Consider the following 16,626-nt stretch of genomic DNA (forward strand, 5'->3'; position numbering starts at 1 on the left):
GACACCGGAGCCCGCCCCCCGGCCGCCGGCGCCGGCAGCACCTCCGCCTCCACGTGGACCAGCCCTTCCCCGACCGCCCCCTTCAGCACGATGTCGCCGCTGAGACGTCCCGGCCCCGCGGAGGTGTCGACGCTGACGTCGAGCCCGTCGGGGGTCGCCGCGGCCCGGAGCCAGTCCGCCTCGGGGTGTGCGGCGCAACTGCGGGCCAGCGGCGGGCCGAGGAGCCGCACCTGCTGGTGCGGCGGCGGCGCGCCCTGCGGCACCGGGCCGAAGTCCAGCCGGGCCGGGTACGGGTTGACGGTCACCTCGTTCAGGGCGCGGCCGGCCTCGTCGGCCACGGCCCGGATGTCCTTGCGCGCCATCTCCGCCAGGGCCTCGCGGGCTCCGACGGCGACGGACAGGTCGGCGTTCTCCATGCGGGCCCGCAGCTCGGCGATGGCTCCGCGGCGGGTGTAGATGTCGGGGCTGCGCATCGCGGCGTGCACGTCGTCCGGCACGGGGGAAGGGGCGATCCGGCGCCGGTGGCTGCGCGCCAGGTACAGGTCTCCCTGCATGTCGACGCTGCGGCTGGGGGTCTGATGGGGGTTCTCCTGCCGTACGCGGTCGAAGACGTACTCGTACAGCTCGTCGAGGGAGATCCGGCCGTCCTCGTCCAGGTCGGCCTCGCCGGTGGCGAGGCCGGAGACGAGCGCGCTGGTGAACACCGAGGGCCGTGGGACGGCCGCCGTCCGCGTGAGCTCGGAGCCCTCGAAGGCGTACTCCATGGAGTTGGAGGCGGTGATGACGGCCCAGCCGCGGCCGCCGGCGAGCTTCTCGCCCGCGAAGGACTCCAGGACGTTGACGTCGCCGGCGGCGCGGGCGACCGCGCCCTGGGGGAAGGCGCCGCCGTAGCAGCAGTCCAGGAAGAGGGCGATACTGCGGGCGCGGGTGCAGGACATGCAACGGCGTACGAAGTCGGCCGGCACGGCGGTGGAGGCCAGGCGCCGGGGCAGTGTGTTGCTGGCCGCGAAGTACAGTTCGCCGGACTCGCTCTTGAGGCCGTGGCAGGAGAAGTGGACCACGAGGGTGTCGCCCGGCCGCCGGTCGGCGAAGAAGTCGTCGAGCCGCATGCTGATGGCGTGCGAGGGCTCGTTCCGCACGATCTGGACGTCGAATCCGCCGATCCGCGGATCGCCCAGGACGCCCGCCAGCGCCTCGGCGTCCTGCGCCGGCGACATCAGCTGTCCGAGCCCTTGGTCCTGGTAGACGTCGTTGGCGATGATCAGCGCGTACCGGGACTCCGCCATGTCCGTCATGGCGGCACCTCGCCGAACGGTGCCTCGCTGGCCGGGTGCGCCTTACCGGCCGGCGCCGCGCCGGGCGACGCTCCTCCGGGCGGCACCGCACCGGGGGAGTGGCGCCGGACGAAGAGGTCGAAGGCCTCGGTGACCTGCTCGGGTGTCGCCTCGGAGAGCTCCAGGACGTCGTCGTCGAGCGTCAGCCGCATCGCCGGCCGGGAATCCCGGCAACGGCCCCACCACTCCCTCACGACGCCGACGACCTCGCGCAGCGCCGTGGCGGACGTTCCCAAGGTGACCAGCAGCGCTCCCACCTGGGCGACGTCCACGGCCCGGGCGCCCGGCGGCACCTCTGCGTCGGCCGGGAGGGACGTCACGTCGTCCACGTCGAGCTGGAGCAGCTCCCGGCGGAGGTAGCCGGTCAGCTTCTCGACGTGCTCGGCTTCCGCCCCCTCCTCGGACAGGAGGATCTGCAGTCGGTTTTCCACCGTATTCGCCCCTTCGCGCCCAGTCACGACCAGTCACGTTCAGTCGCGTTCGGTCGCGTCCAGTTACGCTTCCTCGCGCTCACGGCTCACAGGGGTGACGCGGAGTCGGACCGCGGTGGCTCCACGTGCCTCACTCCCAGTCTGTGATCCCTCCTACCCCGCCGCAACCAGGGTCTGTGGCCGTGGCTGCGTCCGTGGCCGGGCACGCGACACGGGGCACGGGGGCACACGGCACGGGATACACGGCACCGGGATACGCGGCACACGCCGACGTAGTCCTCACGCGCTGATCCGTGGCCCCATTTCCCGTGCCAGCGCCAGGGCCAGCGCGCGGAAGATCTGCACCTCGGGGTTGCGGTCCCGGGCGCGGACGGCCAGGTAGCTGCTCTCGTGAGGAGCATCGAGCACCGGGACGAAGACCGCGCCCGGCCACGCGTAATAGCGGGCGAACGACTTCAGGCCGGAGCCGGCCGCGCGCCCGGTGACCACGCCGGTGAGGACTTCCTGAGGCGTCAGCGCCACGTGCGGGCTGCGGCGCCGGGCCGCGCAGTCGAAGTAGAGGTAGTCGGTGAAGGTGCGGGGCGTGTGCCCGGGGACCGTGAAGAACGGCAGGTCGGCGATGTCCGCGAGCAGGGCGCCGGTGTCGCGGGCGTCCGCCAGCGGTGACGACTCCGGTACCGCCACGATGCGCTGCTCGGTCGTCATGGCGTCCGCGGTGATCCGTTCGTCCGCCGGGGTGGGGCGGACGAAGGCGACGTCCACGCGGTCCTCGACGAGCGCCGAGACGTGCTCGGTGAAGTCGAGCTGCCGCAGCTCGACGGGGACGTGGGGGCGGGCCCGCCGGAAGGCGTTGACCGACGCGGGAGTCAGCTCCGCCGAGCCGTGGCCCATGATGCCTACGCGGAGCGGTCGTTCGGTGGCGGGTGTGGCCCGGGCGGCCTCGGCCACGTCGTCGAGCGCGGCGTTCGCGGCGGCGAGCAGCGTACGGGCGTGACCGGCCAGTCGCTCGCCGGCGGGCGTGGGGGAGACGGGGTTGCGGTGGAGCAGGCGGGTGCCGAGGTCGCTCTCCAGCCGCCGGACGTGCTGGGTGACGGCGGGCGGGGAGAGGAAGAGCCGTGCGGCTGCCCGCGCGAAGTGTCCTTCCTCGACCACCGCCAGGAAGGACGCCAGCAGACGGAGATCCATGACGGCCACGATAGACACCCCGGCCGCCCGGTTCGCATGTGCATTCACAAATCGTGAATGCGGGCGGCGGGGGTGGGGCGGAGGCCCGTAGGACTGGCGGACGTGAGTATTCCTGTCGAGCACACCGACCCTGGTGCTTGTCGCACCTCTGACACTGCTGGCGCCTCTGGCAGCTTTGACGGCCCTGACGTCCGTAGCACCCCTCATGCCGCCGGAGCCCCCGGCGACCCCAGTGGGATGCGTACCGGCCGTACGCAGTCCGGTTGGATGGGGACGGGTTGGATGCGGACGGGCTGGATGATGACGGCCTCCGGCTGGAGCGCCAACCAGTTCTCCGCTCTGCTGGGTGCCTACCGCTCCGAGCTCGGCCTGTCCCAGTCCGCGGTCACCGGCCTGTTCGCGCTGTACGTCGTCGGCCTGGTCCCGGGCCTGCTGATCGGCGGACCGCTGGCCGACCGGCGCGGCCGCCGCCCGGTGGCGCTGACCGCGCTCGCCGTCAACCTGCTCTCCACCTGCCTCTTGATGGCCGGCTCGGCCGCCACGGCGTGGCTGCTGCCCGGCCGCTTCCTGACCGGCGTCAGCGCCGGTGCCCTGCTGGCCGCCGGAAGCGCCTGGGTCAAGGAGCTCTCCTGCCCGCCCTACGTTCCGCAAGGGGCACCCGGGGCGGCGGCCCGCCGCCCGGGCCTGTTCGTCTCGGCAGGGTTCGCCTCGGGCGGCCTGGCGGCCGCGTTGATCGCCCAATGGCTGCCGTATCCGATGGCGACGGCCTACGTTCCCCATGTCGTCCTGGCGGCAGCCGCCTGGGTGCTCGCATACCGTGCACCGGAGACCCGCCGGCCGACTGCGCGGGTTGCGAGTGCCGAGCGTCCTGCTGCGGGCGGTGACCGGGCTGCCGTTGATGCCTCTGTCAGCGCAGCCGCAGCCGCAGCCGCAGCCGCCGTCGTTGCCACCGCTGTCGACTGGTCCCGCTTCCGCCGCGCCGTACTGCCCCTGGCCCCATGGGTCTTCGCCGCCCCGGCCATCGGCTTCGCCACCCTGCCCGGGCTGGTCGACGGGGGACTGACCGGCTGGCGCACCGTCTACGCAGGCATCGCGACCGCCGTCGTCCCCGGCTGCGGCCTGCTCGTCCAGCCCCTGGCCCGCCGCCTGGCCGTCCGGAACCGCTTCGCCACCGCGTCGGCCGGGCTCGGCGCGATCACCATAGGGCTCGCCCTCGCCGTCCCCGCGGCGGCGGCAGCACAGCCGGCGCTCGCCCTCGTCGCGGCGGCCGTCCTAGGGGCCGGTTACGGTTTCGCGCTGTCCTTCGGCCTCACCGAGGCGGCCGCGGCCGCACCACCGGCGCGGCTGGCCATGGTGACCTCGCTGTTCTGGACGGCGGCCTACCTCGGCATGCTCGTCCCGTACGCCCTCACCCTGCTCTCCCGCTGGTGGAGCATGCCCGTACTCCTCGCTGCGGGAGCCGTACTGGCAGCGCTGACCTGTGGCGCGTTCGCCGCACTCCACCGCACGGCGGAGGCGGACCGTACTCGCGCATGATCCTTACGCGGCCAGCAGCCGCAAGAGTGATCGCATGGCAACGAGCGCGAGCACAACACCCGAAAAGAACAGAGCACATGCAAGGACGGTGGACACGGGAACCGAGCGGCCCGTGCCGCTGTGGGCGGAGCGGGCCGTCCGCCTGCTCCCTCTGCTCGCCCTCCCGGTGTGTCTGTGGCGCCTGCCCATCGGGTTCGACTACCTGATGGGCATGGACGTCGAGCCCACGTCGCTGGCGCGCTGGGCCAGCGTGGCGTACGTCGGCACGCTCAGCCTCCTGACCGAGTCCGCGGCCTTGCTGTGCCGCGGCCTGGTCCGGCCCTGGGGCGAGGTCGTGCCCCGATGGGTCCCGAGGATCGGCGGCCGGCGCATCCCGCCCTTGGCAGTCGTCGTCCCCGCCGGCCTGGGCGGCCTCTTCCTCACCTGGCTGCTCGTCGACTGGGCACTGTGCGTCTTTCAGGTCGCAGGCTTCGCCCCCGTCCCGTACACGAGCGTGTGGTGGAAGGTGCTGGCGGAGGTGGTCAGTGGCCTGTTCGTCCTGTGGGGGCCGTTGGTGCTGGCCGTCACGTACGCGTACCACCGGCGCCGCAGGACCGTCTCCTGAGCGGTGCCCCGGCCTGCCCGGGATCACGCCAGGGTGACGTGTATCCCGCCCCGGCCAGGGAGTTCAGGGACTTCGGTGAACAGGTCGTAGGGCCCCGGCCGTCCGGTGACGTGCCGGCCGCCGGGCTCGCCGGGGGCGGGGTGTCACCCGGAGTCCCGCGGCCCCTCGCGCGGGAGGCGTGCGAGGGCCATGACGGCGATGTCGTCGGTCATCGTGCCTCCCGCGTACGCGAGCAGGTCGCGGTGGAGGAGCTGGACGAGGCGGTCCGGGTCGGTTTCCTGCCAGGCGGCGACACGGCCAGGGTGGTGACCTCGCCGTCGCTCAGTACGAGCGGGGGAGGGTGCCCGCAGTTGATCAGCCGGAGCACCGGCCGGTCGTCCGGGACGTCCAGGACGGCGGCGGTGATGAAGCCCTCTCCGGTCGTCCTGTCGTCGACGGGCTCCGCCATGTCCCAGTACGTGGCGTTCTGCAGGTGTGCCACCAGCCGCGGCGGGACCGGCCGCAGCAGTACGCGCCGGGCCACCTCCGCCACCCAGCGGGCCTGGCTCAGCTCCTGCTCGCGCTGCTCGTTTCTCGGTGACCTTCCTGCACGGCTGGCGCATCGGTGGTGTCGTCCGGCCGCGGCGGCGCTCGGGGCGCGTGTGCGAAAGGCTCAGTTCTCCGTGGTGGCCGGGTTGCGGCGGTTGCCGTTGCCCTTGCTGATGCTGCCGCCTTCCAGCTCGTCCGCCGTCTCGTCCGCCGGGTGGACGGTCTCGGCGGGCGGGTCGGCGGTGCGCCGGGCCCAGGGCACGTAGACGGCCGCGGTGAAGACCAGGCCGACGATCCAGGAGACGTCCGCACCGCCGAGCCGGCTCGTCAGCGGGCCGGTGTAGAGCTTCTGGGCCAGGAAGGGGATCTGGGCGAGCACGCCGAGGGCGTAGCTGCTCAGCGCGGGGACGTTCCACCGCCCGTAGCGGCCGTCCGGGTCGTACAGCGCGGGAATGTCGACGCGCTCGCGCGACACCAGGTAGTAGTCGGTCAGGTTGATGGCGCTCCAGGGCGTGAACACCATGAGCAGCAGCAGGACGAAGTTCTTGAAGTTGTCGAGGAAGTCCGCGCTCGCCGCGACCGCGACGGCGGTGGCCGCCGCCGTGAACGCGGTGATGTACAGCGCGCGGGCGGCCGGCGTGATCCTCGACCGGCCGTCGAACGCGGTCACCGTCGTCAGGATCGACATGAAACCGCCGTATGCGTTGAGGCAGTTGACGGTGAGCTTGCCCACCAGCACCACCAGGTAGATCAGGAAGCCGACGGCCGCCGGCCCCGCCAGCTCGCCGACGAATCCGACCTGGTCGGACAGGAAGGACTCACCGGCCACGGCGGCGATCAGGGCTCCCAGGCTCATGGCCCACTGCGCCCCGAGGACGCTGCCGGAGAAGGTCGACCAGAAGGCCGCCCGGGCGCTGGTGCTACGGGGCAGGTAGCGCGAGTAGTCGGCCACGTAGGGGCCGAAGGTGAGCTGCCAGCCGGCGCCGAGCGAGACGGCGAGCAGAAAGGTCGCGGCTTCGAAGGACTGCCGGCCGACGTGCGCGCCGACGTCGTACCGGGCGAACACGGCGACGAGGAGGTAGCCGAGACCGATGCTGCCGACGACGGTCGCCACCCGGCCCGCGAGGTGAATGAGGCGGTATCCGGCCAGGGCGACGACGGCGGTCAGCACGCCGAAGACGAGGATCCCGGGGGTCGTGCCGGGCAGGTGCAGGATCCTGCGGACGGCCTGTCCGGCCAGTACGGAGCCCGTCGCCGCGAAGCCCAGGTACATGAGGATCACCATCACGAGCGGCACCACCGCGCCGAAGACGCCGAACTGTGCGCGGCTCGAAATCATCTGGGGAACCCCGAGCCGCGGCCCCTGGGCGGAGTGCAGAGCCATCACCACCCCGCCGAGGACGTTGCCCACGAGCAGCGCCGGGATCGCCCACAGCGCGTCGGCGCCGAAGACGACCGCCAAGGCGCCGTCGACGACAGCGGTGATCTGCATGCTCGCGCCGAACCAGAGGGTGAACTGGCCGTGCGGGGCGCCGTGCCGCTCGGCGTCCGGGATCACCTCGATCGTCCGGCGTTCCAGGGCGAGGGGGGATCGGGACGGGGGTCGGGGCGACGGCTGCTCGGACGACGACATGGGTGTCACACTCCCGGCTCGGTTCCGGCCCGGCTTCTGGCTCGCGTGATGTTGCGCAGAATCTGGCACGGGGCGAAAACCGGAGTCAACGGGCCGGGCGCCGTCGTGTAATATTGCCGATGTCGCCGGGGAAACCGGGCGGAAAGCGGAACAGCTGAACAAGGGGCTATAGCTCAGTTGGTAGAGCGCCTGCATGGCATGCAGGAGGTCAGGAGTTCAATTCTCCTTAGCTCCACAGTGAACGAGATGGAGGCCACCCGGGTCGGGTGGCCTCCATCTCGTTGTGCGCTCCCCGATGGAGGGAGTTTGTGCACCCGTCCGGGTGACGGGCGTTTCTCGGATCATCAGATGGCCAAGATCCTTCATGACAGCGGCACGCTGCCCTTGCCCAGTCCTACCAGCCGCGGACTGGGCAAGGGCGAGGACGGCCGCCCGGGGCGACGGGCGTGAAGTCTCCAGTAAATGGGACATCACCGCCAATCTGCGAAGCTTTCCGTATGAACTCTCGGCTCCACTTCCTTGCCGTGCGCTGGCCCGCCCTCGTGCCGGCGCTCGCCGCCGTCGTCCTGGCCCTGACCTGGGGGCGGTCACTGTCCGCCGGAACGGTGGCCCTGGTGAGCTGCTGCCTGGCCGGCGCCGTGCTCTCCGCCGTGCACCACGCGGAGGTGATTGCGCACCGGGTCGGCGAACCCTTCGGATCGCTCGTCCTCGCCGTCGCGGTGACCGTCATCGAAGTGGCCCTCATCGTCACGCTCATGGCCGACGGCGGAGACAAGAGCGCCTCCCTGGCCCGCGACACCGTCTTCGCCGCCGTCATGATCACCTGCAACGGCATCGTCGGGCTCTCCCTCCTCGTGGGCGCACTCCGGCGCCGCGTCGCCGTCTTCAACGCGGAAGGCACCGGCGCCGCCTTCGCCACCGTGGCGACGCTCGCCGGCCTGAGTCTGGCCCTGCCGACCTTCACCACCAGCACCCCCGGCCCGCAGTTCTCCCCGGCCCAGCTCGTCTTCGCCGCCGTCGCCTCGCTCCTCCTCTACGGCCTGTTCGTGGCGACCCAGACCGTACGGCACCGCGACTACTTCCTCCCGGTGACCGCCCAGGGCGAGGTCATCGACTCCGACGACCACGCCGACCCGCCCACGGCCCGGACCGCCCTGACCAGCCTCGGCCTGCTCGCCGTCGCCCTGGTCTCGGTCGTCGGCCTCGCCAAGGGCGTCTCCCCGGCCATCGAGTCCGGCGTGGCCGCCGCCGGCCTCCCCGCCTCCGTCGTCGGCGTCGTCATCGCCCTGCTGGTGCTGCTCCCCGAGACCATCGCCGCCCTGCGCGCCGCGCGCCGCGACCGCGTCCAGACCAGCCTCAACCTCGGCCTCGGCTCGGCCATGGCCAGCATCGGCCTCACCATCCCCGCCGTCGCGGTGGCCTCGATCTGGCTGGACGGCCCCCTCCTCCTCGGCCTCGGCGCGACGCACATGGTGCTGCTCGCCCTCACCGTCGCCGTCGGCACCCTGACGGTGATCCCGGGCCGCGCCACCCCGCTCCAGGGCGGCGTACACCTCTCACTCCTGGCGGCTTATGTGGTGCTGGCGGTGAGCCCCTGAGGGATACGGGAGGGGACGGGGACGGGGGTGGGCAGAGGAGCGGGGACGCGGTACGCATCGGCCATCCAGGCGGCGGTGTGCCGGCTGGCAGGCCGGGGACGTTCCTCGTAGCGCGGCGAGATGAGGTGGTACTCGATGTTGCCGCTCAGCCAGGAGCGCAGCCCGCGGGTCAGGTGACCGATGCACTCGCGTTCCCGGGGGGTGACGTCGAGGTGGGCGCAGAGGTCGGGCAGCGCGCGTTCGAGGGCGAGGAAGGAGTGCATGCGCTGGTCGGCCATCATGACGGCCCGGGCGATGGCCTCTTCCTGGGTGCACTGGTACTGGCGCTGGATGAGGGGAACGACGTTGATGTGGTCGTTCCACGAGGCCTCGCGGTGCACGCCGGTGATGTCGTTGACGAGGGCGATGTGGTCGCCCGTGGCGCGCTGCATGGCGTGGAGGACGGGGTGCATGACGATGTCGTCGCTGAGCTCGCAGCGGTGCTCGAGGTCGTTGAAGCACATGTTGGCCAGGGCGGCGGTCGACCAGATCCGGTCGTCCAGGTAGTGCTCCACCGTGGGCCAGACGCCGTCGCGGCGGTAGACCGCGTCGCGGAGGTAGGAATCCAGGAAGCGGCTGAACCGGTTTGCGGTGCGGCGCTGCCAGCGCACTGACATGCCGTGGGCCTGGGTGCGCCGCCACAGGTCGGAGAGGGCAACGGTGAACGGCCCGGCGCCCGGGCTCAGCGCGTCGGGGTCGTTGGTGCCGAGGATCCGCTTCATTTCGTCCACGGTGTCGCGGATGAGCTCGGGATCGTGGACTTCGAGGACGTCGTCGAGCATGACGCCCCACGTTCCCCAGTCGGTGACGAGGTTCAGCAGGTCCCCGTTGCAGTACCACCAGACGCACGAGCCCCAGAGGTCCAGCCGGTAGGCGTCCCAGAGGGCTGCCGCTTCCGGAGACGCCGCCATGCCCGTCTCCTGGCACCAATTCCAGGTATGGGCGCGGGCGCGCTCGGCATCGGCGCTGATCCGCAGAGGAAGCGGGCAGAAGAACAGATTCCGTCGTCGCATCTCCGTGCCTCCGTTCCGGCGATCGATCAGGGGCTCGGCTCGCTGTAGAACTGGCCCGCCCAGCGGCGGTATTCCATGATGGGGCCGTCGCCCTTGGTCAGTTTGGGGTGGGCCACGTACGTCTTGTGCTGCCACATGGGGAAGTCCTTCGCCATATCGAGACCGATCAGCGGGGCGAGCACTTTGCCGATCAGCCGGGTCGGGCGGCCCGGTGAAGTGAACCCCATGCATTTCTCAACGCTCACCGCGAGCCTGATCTCCACGCGCAGCGGGTCGATCGGCACCGGCAGGACCCAGAAATGTACGTGTGTGCGCAGCCGGGGAATGCGGGCGTCCACGAACAGCCAGCCGAGCCCGTGAAGACGGAGGCTGTAGTGAACTTGATGGGAGACCAGAAATCCGCCGGAAGAGCCCTCGGCCGGAGTCGTGGCCAAATCGGCTTCCATTGCGGTCCCCGAAAAGCGGATGGCTTTGATGCCGATGGCCATTCCGTGAATGGGAGGGCCGTGCGCGGTGTCGACGGAGTTCTCCATGACGTCCTGGGGGTGGTCGACCAGTGTGTAGGTGACGTATCCCGCCGGGTAGAACTCCGAGGGCTTCGAGGAGGGCACTTCCCAGGCGGCCGGGCGACCGCGGGAATGGTGCCAGACCAGCACGATGCCATCGACCTCACGCACCTCCAGCATCGTGAGCCGGGCTTTGGGCGGTGGTGAGCCGCACCCCGTACGGACGCAGTCGCCGGAGGGCGAGAAGGCGAAATGGTGGAACGGGCAGATGATGTCCTCCCCGTTCACCCGTCCGCCGTGACCGAGGTGGGCCCCCAGGTGCGGGCAGAACGGGCGCACCGCCCGCACCAGGCCGGACCGGGTCCGGTACAGCACGACGTCCTCGCCGGTGAGGCGCCGGGTCAGCACCCGGCCGGCAGGCAATTCGTCGCGGAATGCCACGGCGTACCAGCCGTCAGGATAAGGAAGCCGGGGAGTTGCCCTGTTACCCGTCACCAATGAGGTTTCACCCGTGCTGCGCGCGAGGCGAAACCTGAAGGCGGAGGGCATTTTCATGAGCGATACCGTCCTCGTCGACAGGGGTCAACTGCCGTTGGTCGATCTACCGCACCATGGTGGGACCTGCAGGATGACGTTCCGTGCCGAAGCGGGCAACCTTTCGGTTCGCCCAGCGGACCACTCTCTTGAGCGGACGGCAGGGCGCCGCGTAAAAGAGGGGGCCATGTGCTCCGATCAGCCGGGCGAGAACTCTCCTGTGCCAACCGGTACGACGACCGGATCGATGACCGGACCGGTGTCCGGATCGACGACCGATGCAATGCCCCGTGCAACCACCCGGGCGACGACCGGTGCGGCGAGCGGCTCCGGTCGGTCGACCGCGAGCCGTATCCGGGAGGCTGTTGGCCGGCTCATGGCCGGGCTCGGGGACACGGGGACCTGTTCCGACAGTTACAACACGGCATTCGTCGCCCGGGTCCGTGACCCCGACGGATCCCCGCGCTACCCCCGCGCGCTCCAATGGCTGCAGGAGCGCCAGCACCCGGACGGTTCCTGGGGAGGCCGGATAGCCCTGCCCGCCGACCGGCTTACATCCACCTTGGCGGCCGTGAGTGCACTCGTGGACTACGCGGAGACCGCACCGCCCGGGCATTACGGCTGGGTGGCCGGAGCGCTGAAGAGGGGAACCGGCCACCTGAAGTCACTGGCCCGGGAATGGCGGACCGGGCCGCACGAGCCGATCGGATTCGAATTCGTCGTGCCGGAGCTGACGCGCCGGCTCCGTATCCACGGCGTGGACCTCCCACCGCACGCATGGCCGGACATCCACGCCCTGCGCCGGGACAAGCTCGCCAGGATGGCAGCCGCTTCGGTGGGCTCGTCCTCCCCCTCGCTCTCCCCTTCGCTGCGGTTCTGCATGGAGGTCGCTCCGGGCGAGGCCCTCGCGGGCGCGGCGCCGGCACTGCAATCGCCCGGAGGATCGGTGGGCTGCTCTCCGGCGGCGACGGCTGCCCTGTGGCGGAGCACGGGTGATGCGCGGGCACTGGCCTACCTCGATCACCTCGCCCACCGCTCGCGCGACGGCGGGGCGCCCGAGGTGCATCCGGTGGAGGCCTTCGAGACCGGCTGGTCCCTCTACCACCTCGGGCGCGCCGGCCTGTTGCCTCCCGGTGCCGCGCATCACCTCGATGCGTTGGCGGGCGAGCTCGACCGTCGCGGCTGGGTCGGCTTCAGCAGGGAGTTCCCCGCGCCCGAGGCCGACACCACCGCGATGACCATCAATCTGCTGCCTCACCTCGGCGTGGATGCCGCATCCCGGCTCGGCCTCCTCCTGCGCTACGAGACGGACGATCACTTCTTCCACTACCCGGGCGAGCGGGGCGCGTCGGTGAGTGTGAACGCCCGGCTCCTGGAGGCTTTCAACCACGCGCCCGGCACGTACGGTCCACAGCGCCGTAAGCTCATCCGCTTCCTCCTCGAAAGCCGCAGGGCGGACGGCTCCTGGTTGGACAAGTGGCACATGTCGCCCTACTACGCGACTGCCCACGTCTGCTTCGCGCTCGGCCGGTACGGATCCGACGGAGGTGACGTGGGCGACGTGGGCCACGGGGGGCGCGGGGGCCACCTCGCCCGGACCCACGAGTGGCTCCTCGGCACCCAGCATCCGAACGGCTCCTGGGGAGCGGGCGGCGGGCAGCCGGAGGAGGCCGCCTACGCGATCCTGGCGCTGGACGCACTCGCCGGAGGTGGCCTCCCGGGAGGCCACCTCCCCCTCCCGGCTCGTACGTCATACCTGGCACACCGCTACCTCGTGCCCTATCTCGATGCAGGGCCCGACGCCTTCGCCGAACTGTGGCTCGGCAAGTCCCTCTACACACCGCCCGCGGTCGTGCAGTCAGCCGTCATCGCCGCCGCCCATCTCACGCGACCCCGGCGCACCACGCGGCGGGCGCGCGGCGACTGAGTCCTCCGGCGAGGGCAGGGAGTCTGTGTTCAGCCGGCGCAGGGCGATGGTGAGGGCGAACGCCGTGCGGCGGAGTTCACCGACGGCCCGCTTCAGCACGGTGCGGCCCGTGGTGTCACCGATGACCACACCGGCCAGGACGCGGCGGTCCGGCCCCAGGATGGGCGCGGCCACCGTCAGCATCCCTGACGCGTACTCCTGACGCTCGACGGCGATGCCGGTGTGGCGGATGACCGCGAGTTCATCCTCCAGTTCCTCGTGGGGCGGCCAGGTCGTTGCCTGCGCATCGTGTTCGAAGGCGAGCAGCAGTTTGCCGATGGCGGTCGAGGACGCCGGCACGGTTTCGCCGGTGCGGGAGAGCAGAGGCTGCAGGCGGCGGCCGTGGATACGCTCCACGTAGCGGACCTGCCGGCCTTCGTGGACTCCCAGGCCCACGAATCCGCCCAGGGAGTTGTACAGGTCGAGGAGGAACGGCATCGCCGTGGCTCTCAGGACGCTGAACTGGTTCCGGGGGGTGCCGCGTTTCGAAGCCAGCTCGGCCAGCCGCTCGCCCGCCACGTACTTGTCGTCCCAGCGGCCGATCATTCCGTGTGCGCAGAGCGCCGTCAGGATCCGGTACGTCGTGGCCTTCGGCACGCCGGTCCCCCGGGCGATCTCGCTGAGCCCGCGAGGCCTGGAGTCCTGGCAGACCATCTCCAGTACGCGCAGCGCGCGGCCCACCGCGCCCCGCTCGAGAATCGCTTCCGGGATCGCCCCGACCTCCGTGGGGGCGTGCGGGTCCCACCCTTTCTGCATCATTCCGGACAACCTCTATTGGTCAGGCACGGCGGGCGATGACGCGCATCCGCAGTCCCCGGGGGCCCAGGGTGACCTTCACGGAGGGCCGTACGGGACGGCCGGAGAGCGGTACGAGACGCCAGCGGGTGGTGATGGCGGTGAGGGCCAAGGTGGCCTCGGCCACGGCGAAGCGGGCGCCGATGCACTTGCGGGCGCCGGCCCCGAAAGGGAGGTAGGCGGTGCGGTCGGGCTGCGGCCCGCGCCACCGGTCGGGATCGAAGCGGTCGGGTTCCTCGTACAGGTCGGGCCGGCGGTGGATGAGGTAGGGGCTGAAGGCGATCAGGGTCCCGGCCGGGAGGGGGACTCCGCCGAGCTCGGTATCCTCCACCACGGTGCGAGTGAGCAGCCACGCGGGCGGATACAGCCGGAGGGCCTCGTGGACGACGTGCCCCGCCTCCTGCAGGGCGGGCAGGTCGGCGAAGGCCGGTGAGGCGCCGCCCAGGACCCCGTCGGACTCCGCGTGCAGGCGTTCCTCCACCTCCGGGTGCCCGGCGAGCAGGTACAGGGCCCAGGCCATCGCGTTGGAGGTCGTCTCCGCTCCGGCGAGGAAGAACGTGAGGACCTGGTCGGCCAGTTCGGCATCGGTCAGCGCCCGGGCGCCGTCGCCGAGGCCGTCGGGGTCGGTGGTCCTCTGCAGGGACGACAGGAGGTCCCGGTGGTCGGTGGAATCGGCGCGGCGGCGGGCGGCCACGCTGCAGGCCGTGTGCTGCAGCCGGTCGCGTGCATGGAGGTAGCGCCGGTTACCCGGACTCGGGAGCCGGTTGAGGAGCGCAGGCCTGACCATCCGCCGGAACGCGCCGTTCACCACGGTGTTGATGTCGCCGACCGTCTGCTGCGCGGCCTCGGACGGCAGGGCGGCTGTGAACATCGTCTCCACCGCGACCCGTGTGGCCAGCTTCGTCATCTCGGTCGTCACGTCGACGACCTGGCCGTCGTGCCAGGAGCGTGCCACGCCGTCGGCCGCGGCCACGAACACCGCGGAGTAGTGGGGGAACCTCTCGGGGTGGAAGGACGGCTGGCACAGCCGCCGCTGGCGCCGGTGCCGGCTGTGCGGGCACGAGATCAGGCCGTCGCTGACCACTTCGCGGACCCGCTCGTACATCGGCCCTCCCTTGTCGAACGCGTGGTCGTTCAGGAGGACCTGCCGGGTCAGGACGGGGTCGCATACCATCACGACCGAACGCGGTCCCATGCGGATCCGCACCAGTTCGCCGCGGGCGGGCAGGGACGACAGGAACGCCAGTGGATCGCGGACGAGAGGCAGCACGTGCCCCAGGAGCGGCACGGCATTCGGTGCCAGGGGAATCGACGCAGCCGTATCCATGCCCACCCCTCCCAGGACGATCCGCAGGGACGCAGAGACGCGTAGGGACGCCACCAGCATGTTGTCCACCCTGCACGGCTCGTCAATCCCCGGTCGTGCGGTGCACGGGAGCACATCCGGCGGACTGAAAAGGCGGAGGTGCGCCGCGCACTTCCTGTGCGCGGCGCCGCAGCGAAACGGAGGAGGAACCGGGGCGGTGGTGACAACCGGCAGTGTTCAGGCCCCGGGTTTGGTCCAGACCTATTGACGGTTCAACGGGGCGGTTTTAGCGTGCGACACCTTCAGTGACCGGTGGCGGGCAGCCACGGCCCGGAGGGAGCCGAGCATGATCGGTCGGATGGTGCGTCTGCTGGGAGCCGCAGGGGCCTGCCTGGCGGTGGTCCTCGCCGGGCCGGCGCCCCTGCAGTCGCAGTCGCAGGCGCGGATGCACGGTATGACCACCGCGGACACCTGTCCCGTGCAGTCGAAGCCCCCGGGCAAGGTGCTCCAGGGCTACTGGGAGAACTGGGACGGCGCGGCGAACGGCGTCCACCCGCCGTTCGGCTGGGTGCCCATCACCGACGCGCGCATCGGTGAGCACGGCTACAACGTGATCAACGCGGCGTTTCCCGTCATCCGTTCGGACGGTACCGTTCTGTGGGAGGACGGGATGGACGCGACCGTGAAGGTCGCGACGCCGGCCGAGATGTGCCGGGCCAAGGCGGCCGGGGCCACGATCCTCATGTCGATCGGCGGCGCGGCGGCGGGCATCGACCTCGGTTCCAGCACGGTCGCCGACCGGTTCGTCGAGACCGTGGTGCCGATTCTCAAGACGTACAACTTCGACGGCATCGACATCGACATCGAGACCGGCCTCACCGGCAGCGGCAACATCAACACCCTGTCGGCCTCGCAGGCCAACCTCATCCGCATCATCGACGGCGTACTCGCCCGGATGCCCTCGAACTTCGGCCTCACGATGGCGCCCGAGACGGCCTACGTCACGGGCGGCAGCGTCACGTACGGCTCGATCTGGGGCGCGTACCTGCCGATCGTGAAGAAGTACGCCGACAACGGCCGGCTGTGGTGGCTGAACATGCAGTACTACAACGGCAGTATGTTCGGCTGCTCCGGGGATTCGTACTCCGCGGGGACGGTGAAGGGGTTCACGGCGCAGACGGACTGCCTGAACAAGGGGCTGGTGGTTCAGGGCACGACCATCCGTGTTCCCTACGACAAGCAGGTGCCGGGGCTGCCCGCCCAGCCGGGCGCCGGTGGCGGCTACATGTCGCCCGGGCTCGTGGCGCAGGCGTGGAACACCTACGGCGGCGGGTTGAAGGGCCTCATGACCTGGTCCCTCAACTGGGACGGGTCGAAGGGGTGGACCTTCGGCAACAACGTGAGGGCACTGCAGGGGCGTTGAGCTGTCGCGCGGTCACCGGACCGGCCGGCATCCACGTCGGAGATCGCCGTTCTTCCTGCAACGTAGCGTTCGCTTCCATTTCATTGCAACGAGCAGGCGGTGCTCGTTGCGTTAACCGCGAGGGGCATTGCAACGAATTTCCGGCCCTGACCTGCAGTGATGATCTTTTTGTGCAACGACCCTGTTGAAGACTCC

14 protein-coding genes and 1 tRNA gene are annotated in these 16,626 nt (G+C 70.9%); 6 read left to right on the forward strand and 9 right to left on the reverse strand.

Going from position 1 to position 16,626, the window contains the following annotated elements; genetic code table 11:
* From V7793_RS19235 to V7793_RS19245, 3 genes are all read right to left on the reverse strand, one after another.
* Window positions 1-1,295, reverse strand: a 1,295-nt coding sequence (locus tag V7793_RS19235; RefSeq protein ID WP_336008166.1) for a caspase family protein, incomplete at its 3' end; no start/stop codon positions are given.
* Entirely contained in the window at window positions 1,292-1,765 is a 474-nt protein-coding gene (locus tag V7793_RS19240) for a hypothetical protein (RefSeq protein ID WP_336008168.1), read from the reverse strand. The genes V7793_RS19235 and V7793_RS19240, both read right to left, overlap by 4 nt.
* A gap of 279 nt (window positions 1,766-2,044) precedes the next feature.
* Window positions 2,045-2,950, reverse strand: a complete 906-nt coding sequence (locus V7793_RS19245; protein WP_336008171.1) for a LysR family transcriptional regulator — start codon at window positions 2,948-2,950, stop codon at window positions 2,045-2,047.
* Between the two features lie 282 nt (window positions 2,951-3,232).
* Here V7793_RS19245 and V7793_RS19250 point away from each other — a divergent pair, with 282 nt between their 5' ends.
* Together V7793_RS19250 and V7793_RS19255 are read left to right on the forward strand one after the other, a co-directional pair.
* Complete coding sequence (locus V7793_RS19250) at window positions 3,233-4,486, forward strand: MFS transporter (protein WP_336008173.1); 1,254 nt, start codon at window positions 3,233-3,235, stop codon at window positions 4,484-4,486.
* 88 nt (window positions 4,487-4,574) lie between these two features.
* On the forward strand, window positions 4,575-5,090 hold the full coding sequence (locus V7793_RS19255; protein WP_336008175.1) for a hypothetical protein: 516 nt from the start codon (window positions 4,575-4,577) through the stop codon (window positions 5,088-5,090).
* A 208-nt stretch (window positions 5,091-5,298) separates the two neighbouring features.
* Here V7793_RS19255 and V7793_RS19260 read toward each other — a convergent pair whose 3' ends face one another.
* Both V7793_RS19260 and V7793_RS19265 read right to left on the reverse strand, forming a co-directional pair.
* The gene (locus tag V7793_RS19260) at window positions 5,299-5,622 is read right to left on the reverse strand and encodes a SpoIIE family protein phosphatase (RefSeq protein WP_336008177.1); all 324 of its coding nucleotides are present in this window, start codon (window positions 5,620-5,622) and stop codon (window positions 5,299-5,301) included.
* A 120-nt stretch (window positions 5,623-5,742) separates the two neighbouring features.
* On the reverse strand, window positions 5,743-7,251 hold the full coding sequence (locus V7793_RS19265; RefSeq protein ID WP_336008179.1) for a purine-cytosine permease family protein: 1,509 nt from the start codon (window positions 7,249-7,251) through the stop codon (window positions 5,743-5,745).
* Between the two features lie 162 nt (window positions 7,252-7,413).
* Between V7793_RS19265 and V7793_RS19270 the strand changes: the two genes are divergently transcribed.
* Both V7793_RS19270 and V7793_RS19275 read left to right on the forward strand, forming a co-directional pair.
* Window positions 7,414-7,486, forward strand: a tRNA-Ala gene (locus V7793_RS19270).
* A 262-nt stretch (window positions 7,487-7,748) separates the two neighbouring features.
* Window positions 7,749-8,849, forward strand: coding sequence for a calcium:proton antiporter (locus V7793_RS19275; protein ID WP_336008180.1), 1,101 nt, complete (start codon window positions 7,749-7,751; stop codon window positions 8,847-8,849).
* Here V7793_RS19275 and V7793_RS19280 read toward each other — a convergent pair.
* Window positions 8,822-9,901: a terpene synthase family protein gene (locus V7793_RS19280; RefSeq protein ID WP_336008183.1), complete on the reverse strand. Its 1,080-nt coding sequence runs from the start codon at window positions 9,899-9,901 to the stop codon at window positions 8,822-8,824. The genes V7793_RS19275 and V7793_RS19280 overlap by 28 nt on opposite strands.
* A gap of 26 nt (window positions 9,902-9,927) precedes the next feature.
* Entirely contained in the window at window positions 9,928-10,962 is a 1,035-nt protein-coding gene (locus V7793_RS19285) for a Rieske 2Fe-2S domain-containing protein (RefSeq protein ID WP_336008185.1), read from the reverse strand.
* Window positions 10,963-11,512: 550 nt separating this feature from the next.
* On the opposite strand from V7793_RS19285, the gene V7793_RS19290 reads away from it, so the two are divergent.
* Window positions 11,513-12,868 carry a prenyltransferase/squalene oxidase repeat-containing protein gene (locus V7793_RS19290; RefSeq protein ID WP_336008186.1) on the forward strand — a complete coding sequence of 452 codons (1,356 nt, stop codon included), beginning with the start codon at window positions 11,513-11,515 and terminating at the stop codon, window positions 12,866-12,868.
* Here the strand turns inward: V7793_RS19290 and V7793_RS19295 are convergent.
* Both V7793_RS19295 and V7793_RS19300 read right to left on the reverse strand, forming a co-directional pair.
* The gene (locus V7793_RS19295) at window positions 12,800-13,666 is read right to left on the reverse strand and encodes an IclR family transcriptional regulator (RefSeq protein WP_336008187.1); all 867 of its coding nucleotides are present in this window, start codon (window positions 13,664-13,666) and stop codon (window positions 12,800-12,802) included. The genes V7793_RS19290 and V7793_RS19295 overlap by 69 nt on opposite strands.
* Before the next feature lie 19 nt (window positions 13,667-13,685).
* Entirely contained in the window at window positions 13,686-15,029 is a 1,344-nt protein-coding gene (locus V7793_RS19300; RefSeq protein ID WP_336008189.1) for a cytochrome P450, read from the reverse strand.
* 325 nt (window positions 15,030-15,354) lie between these two features.
* Between V7793_RS19300 and V7793_RS19305 the strand changes: the two genes are divergently transcribed.
* Window positions 15,355-16,431: a chitinase gene (locus tag V7793_RS19305; RefSeq protein ID WP_336008190.1), complete on the forward strand. Its 1,077-nt coding sequence runs from the start codon at window positions 15,355-15,357 to the stop codon at window positions 16,429-16,431.
* Window positions 16,432-16,626: the final 195 nt, after the last annotated feature.

Source organism: Streptomyces sp. KLMMK (assembly GCF_036961605.1).
Classification (GTDB): Bacteria; Actinomycetota; Actinomycetes; order Streptomycetales; family Streptomycetaceae; genus Streptomyces; species Streptomyces telluris.

Excerpts from the sequence above, each read along its gene's own strand:
- V7793_RS19295 (WP_336008187.1), bottom strand. The coding sequence starts at position 13,666 with ATGATGCAGAAAGGGTGGGACCCGCACGCCCCCACGGAGGTCGGGGCG.
- V7793_RS19280 (WP_336008183.1), bottom strand. The coding sequence starts at position 9,901 with ATGCGACGACGGAATCTGTTCTTCTGCCCGCTTCCTCTGCGGATCAGC.
- V7793_RS19275 (WP_336008180.1), top strand. The coding sequence starts at position 7,749 with ATGAACTCTCGGCTCCACTTCCTTGCCGTGCGCTGGCCCGCCCTCGTG.
- V7793_RS19285 (WP_336008185.1), bottom strand. The coding sequence starts at position 10,962 with ATGAAAATGCCCTCCGCCTTCAGGTTTCGCCTCGCGCGCAGCACGGGT.
- V7793_RS19305 (WP_336008190.1), top strand. The coding sequence starts at position 15,355 with ATGATCGGTCGGATGGTGCGTCTGCTGGGAGCCGCAGGGGCCTGCCTG.
- V7793_RS19300 (WP_336008189.1), bottom strand. The coding sequence starts at position 15,029 with ATGGATACGGCTGCGTCGATTCCCCTGGCACCGAATGCCGTGCCGCTC.
- V7793_RS19265 (WP_336008179.1), bottom strand. The coding sequence starts at position 7,251 with ATGTCGTCGTCCGAGCAGCCGTCGCCCCGACCCCCGTCCCGATCCCCC.
- V7793_RS19245 (WP_336008171.1), bottom strand. The coding sequence starts at position 2,950 with ATGGATCTCCGTCTGCTGGCGTCCTTCCTGGCGGTGGTCGAGGAAGGA.
- V7793_RS19250 (WP_336008173.1), top strand. The coding sequence starts at position 3,233 with ATGCGGACGGGCTGGATGATGACGGCCTCCGGCTGGAGCGCCAACCAG.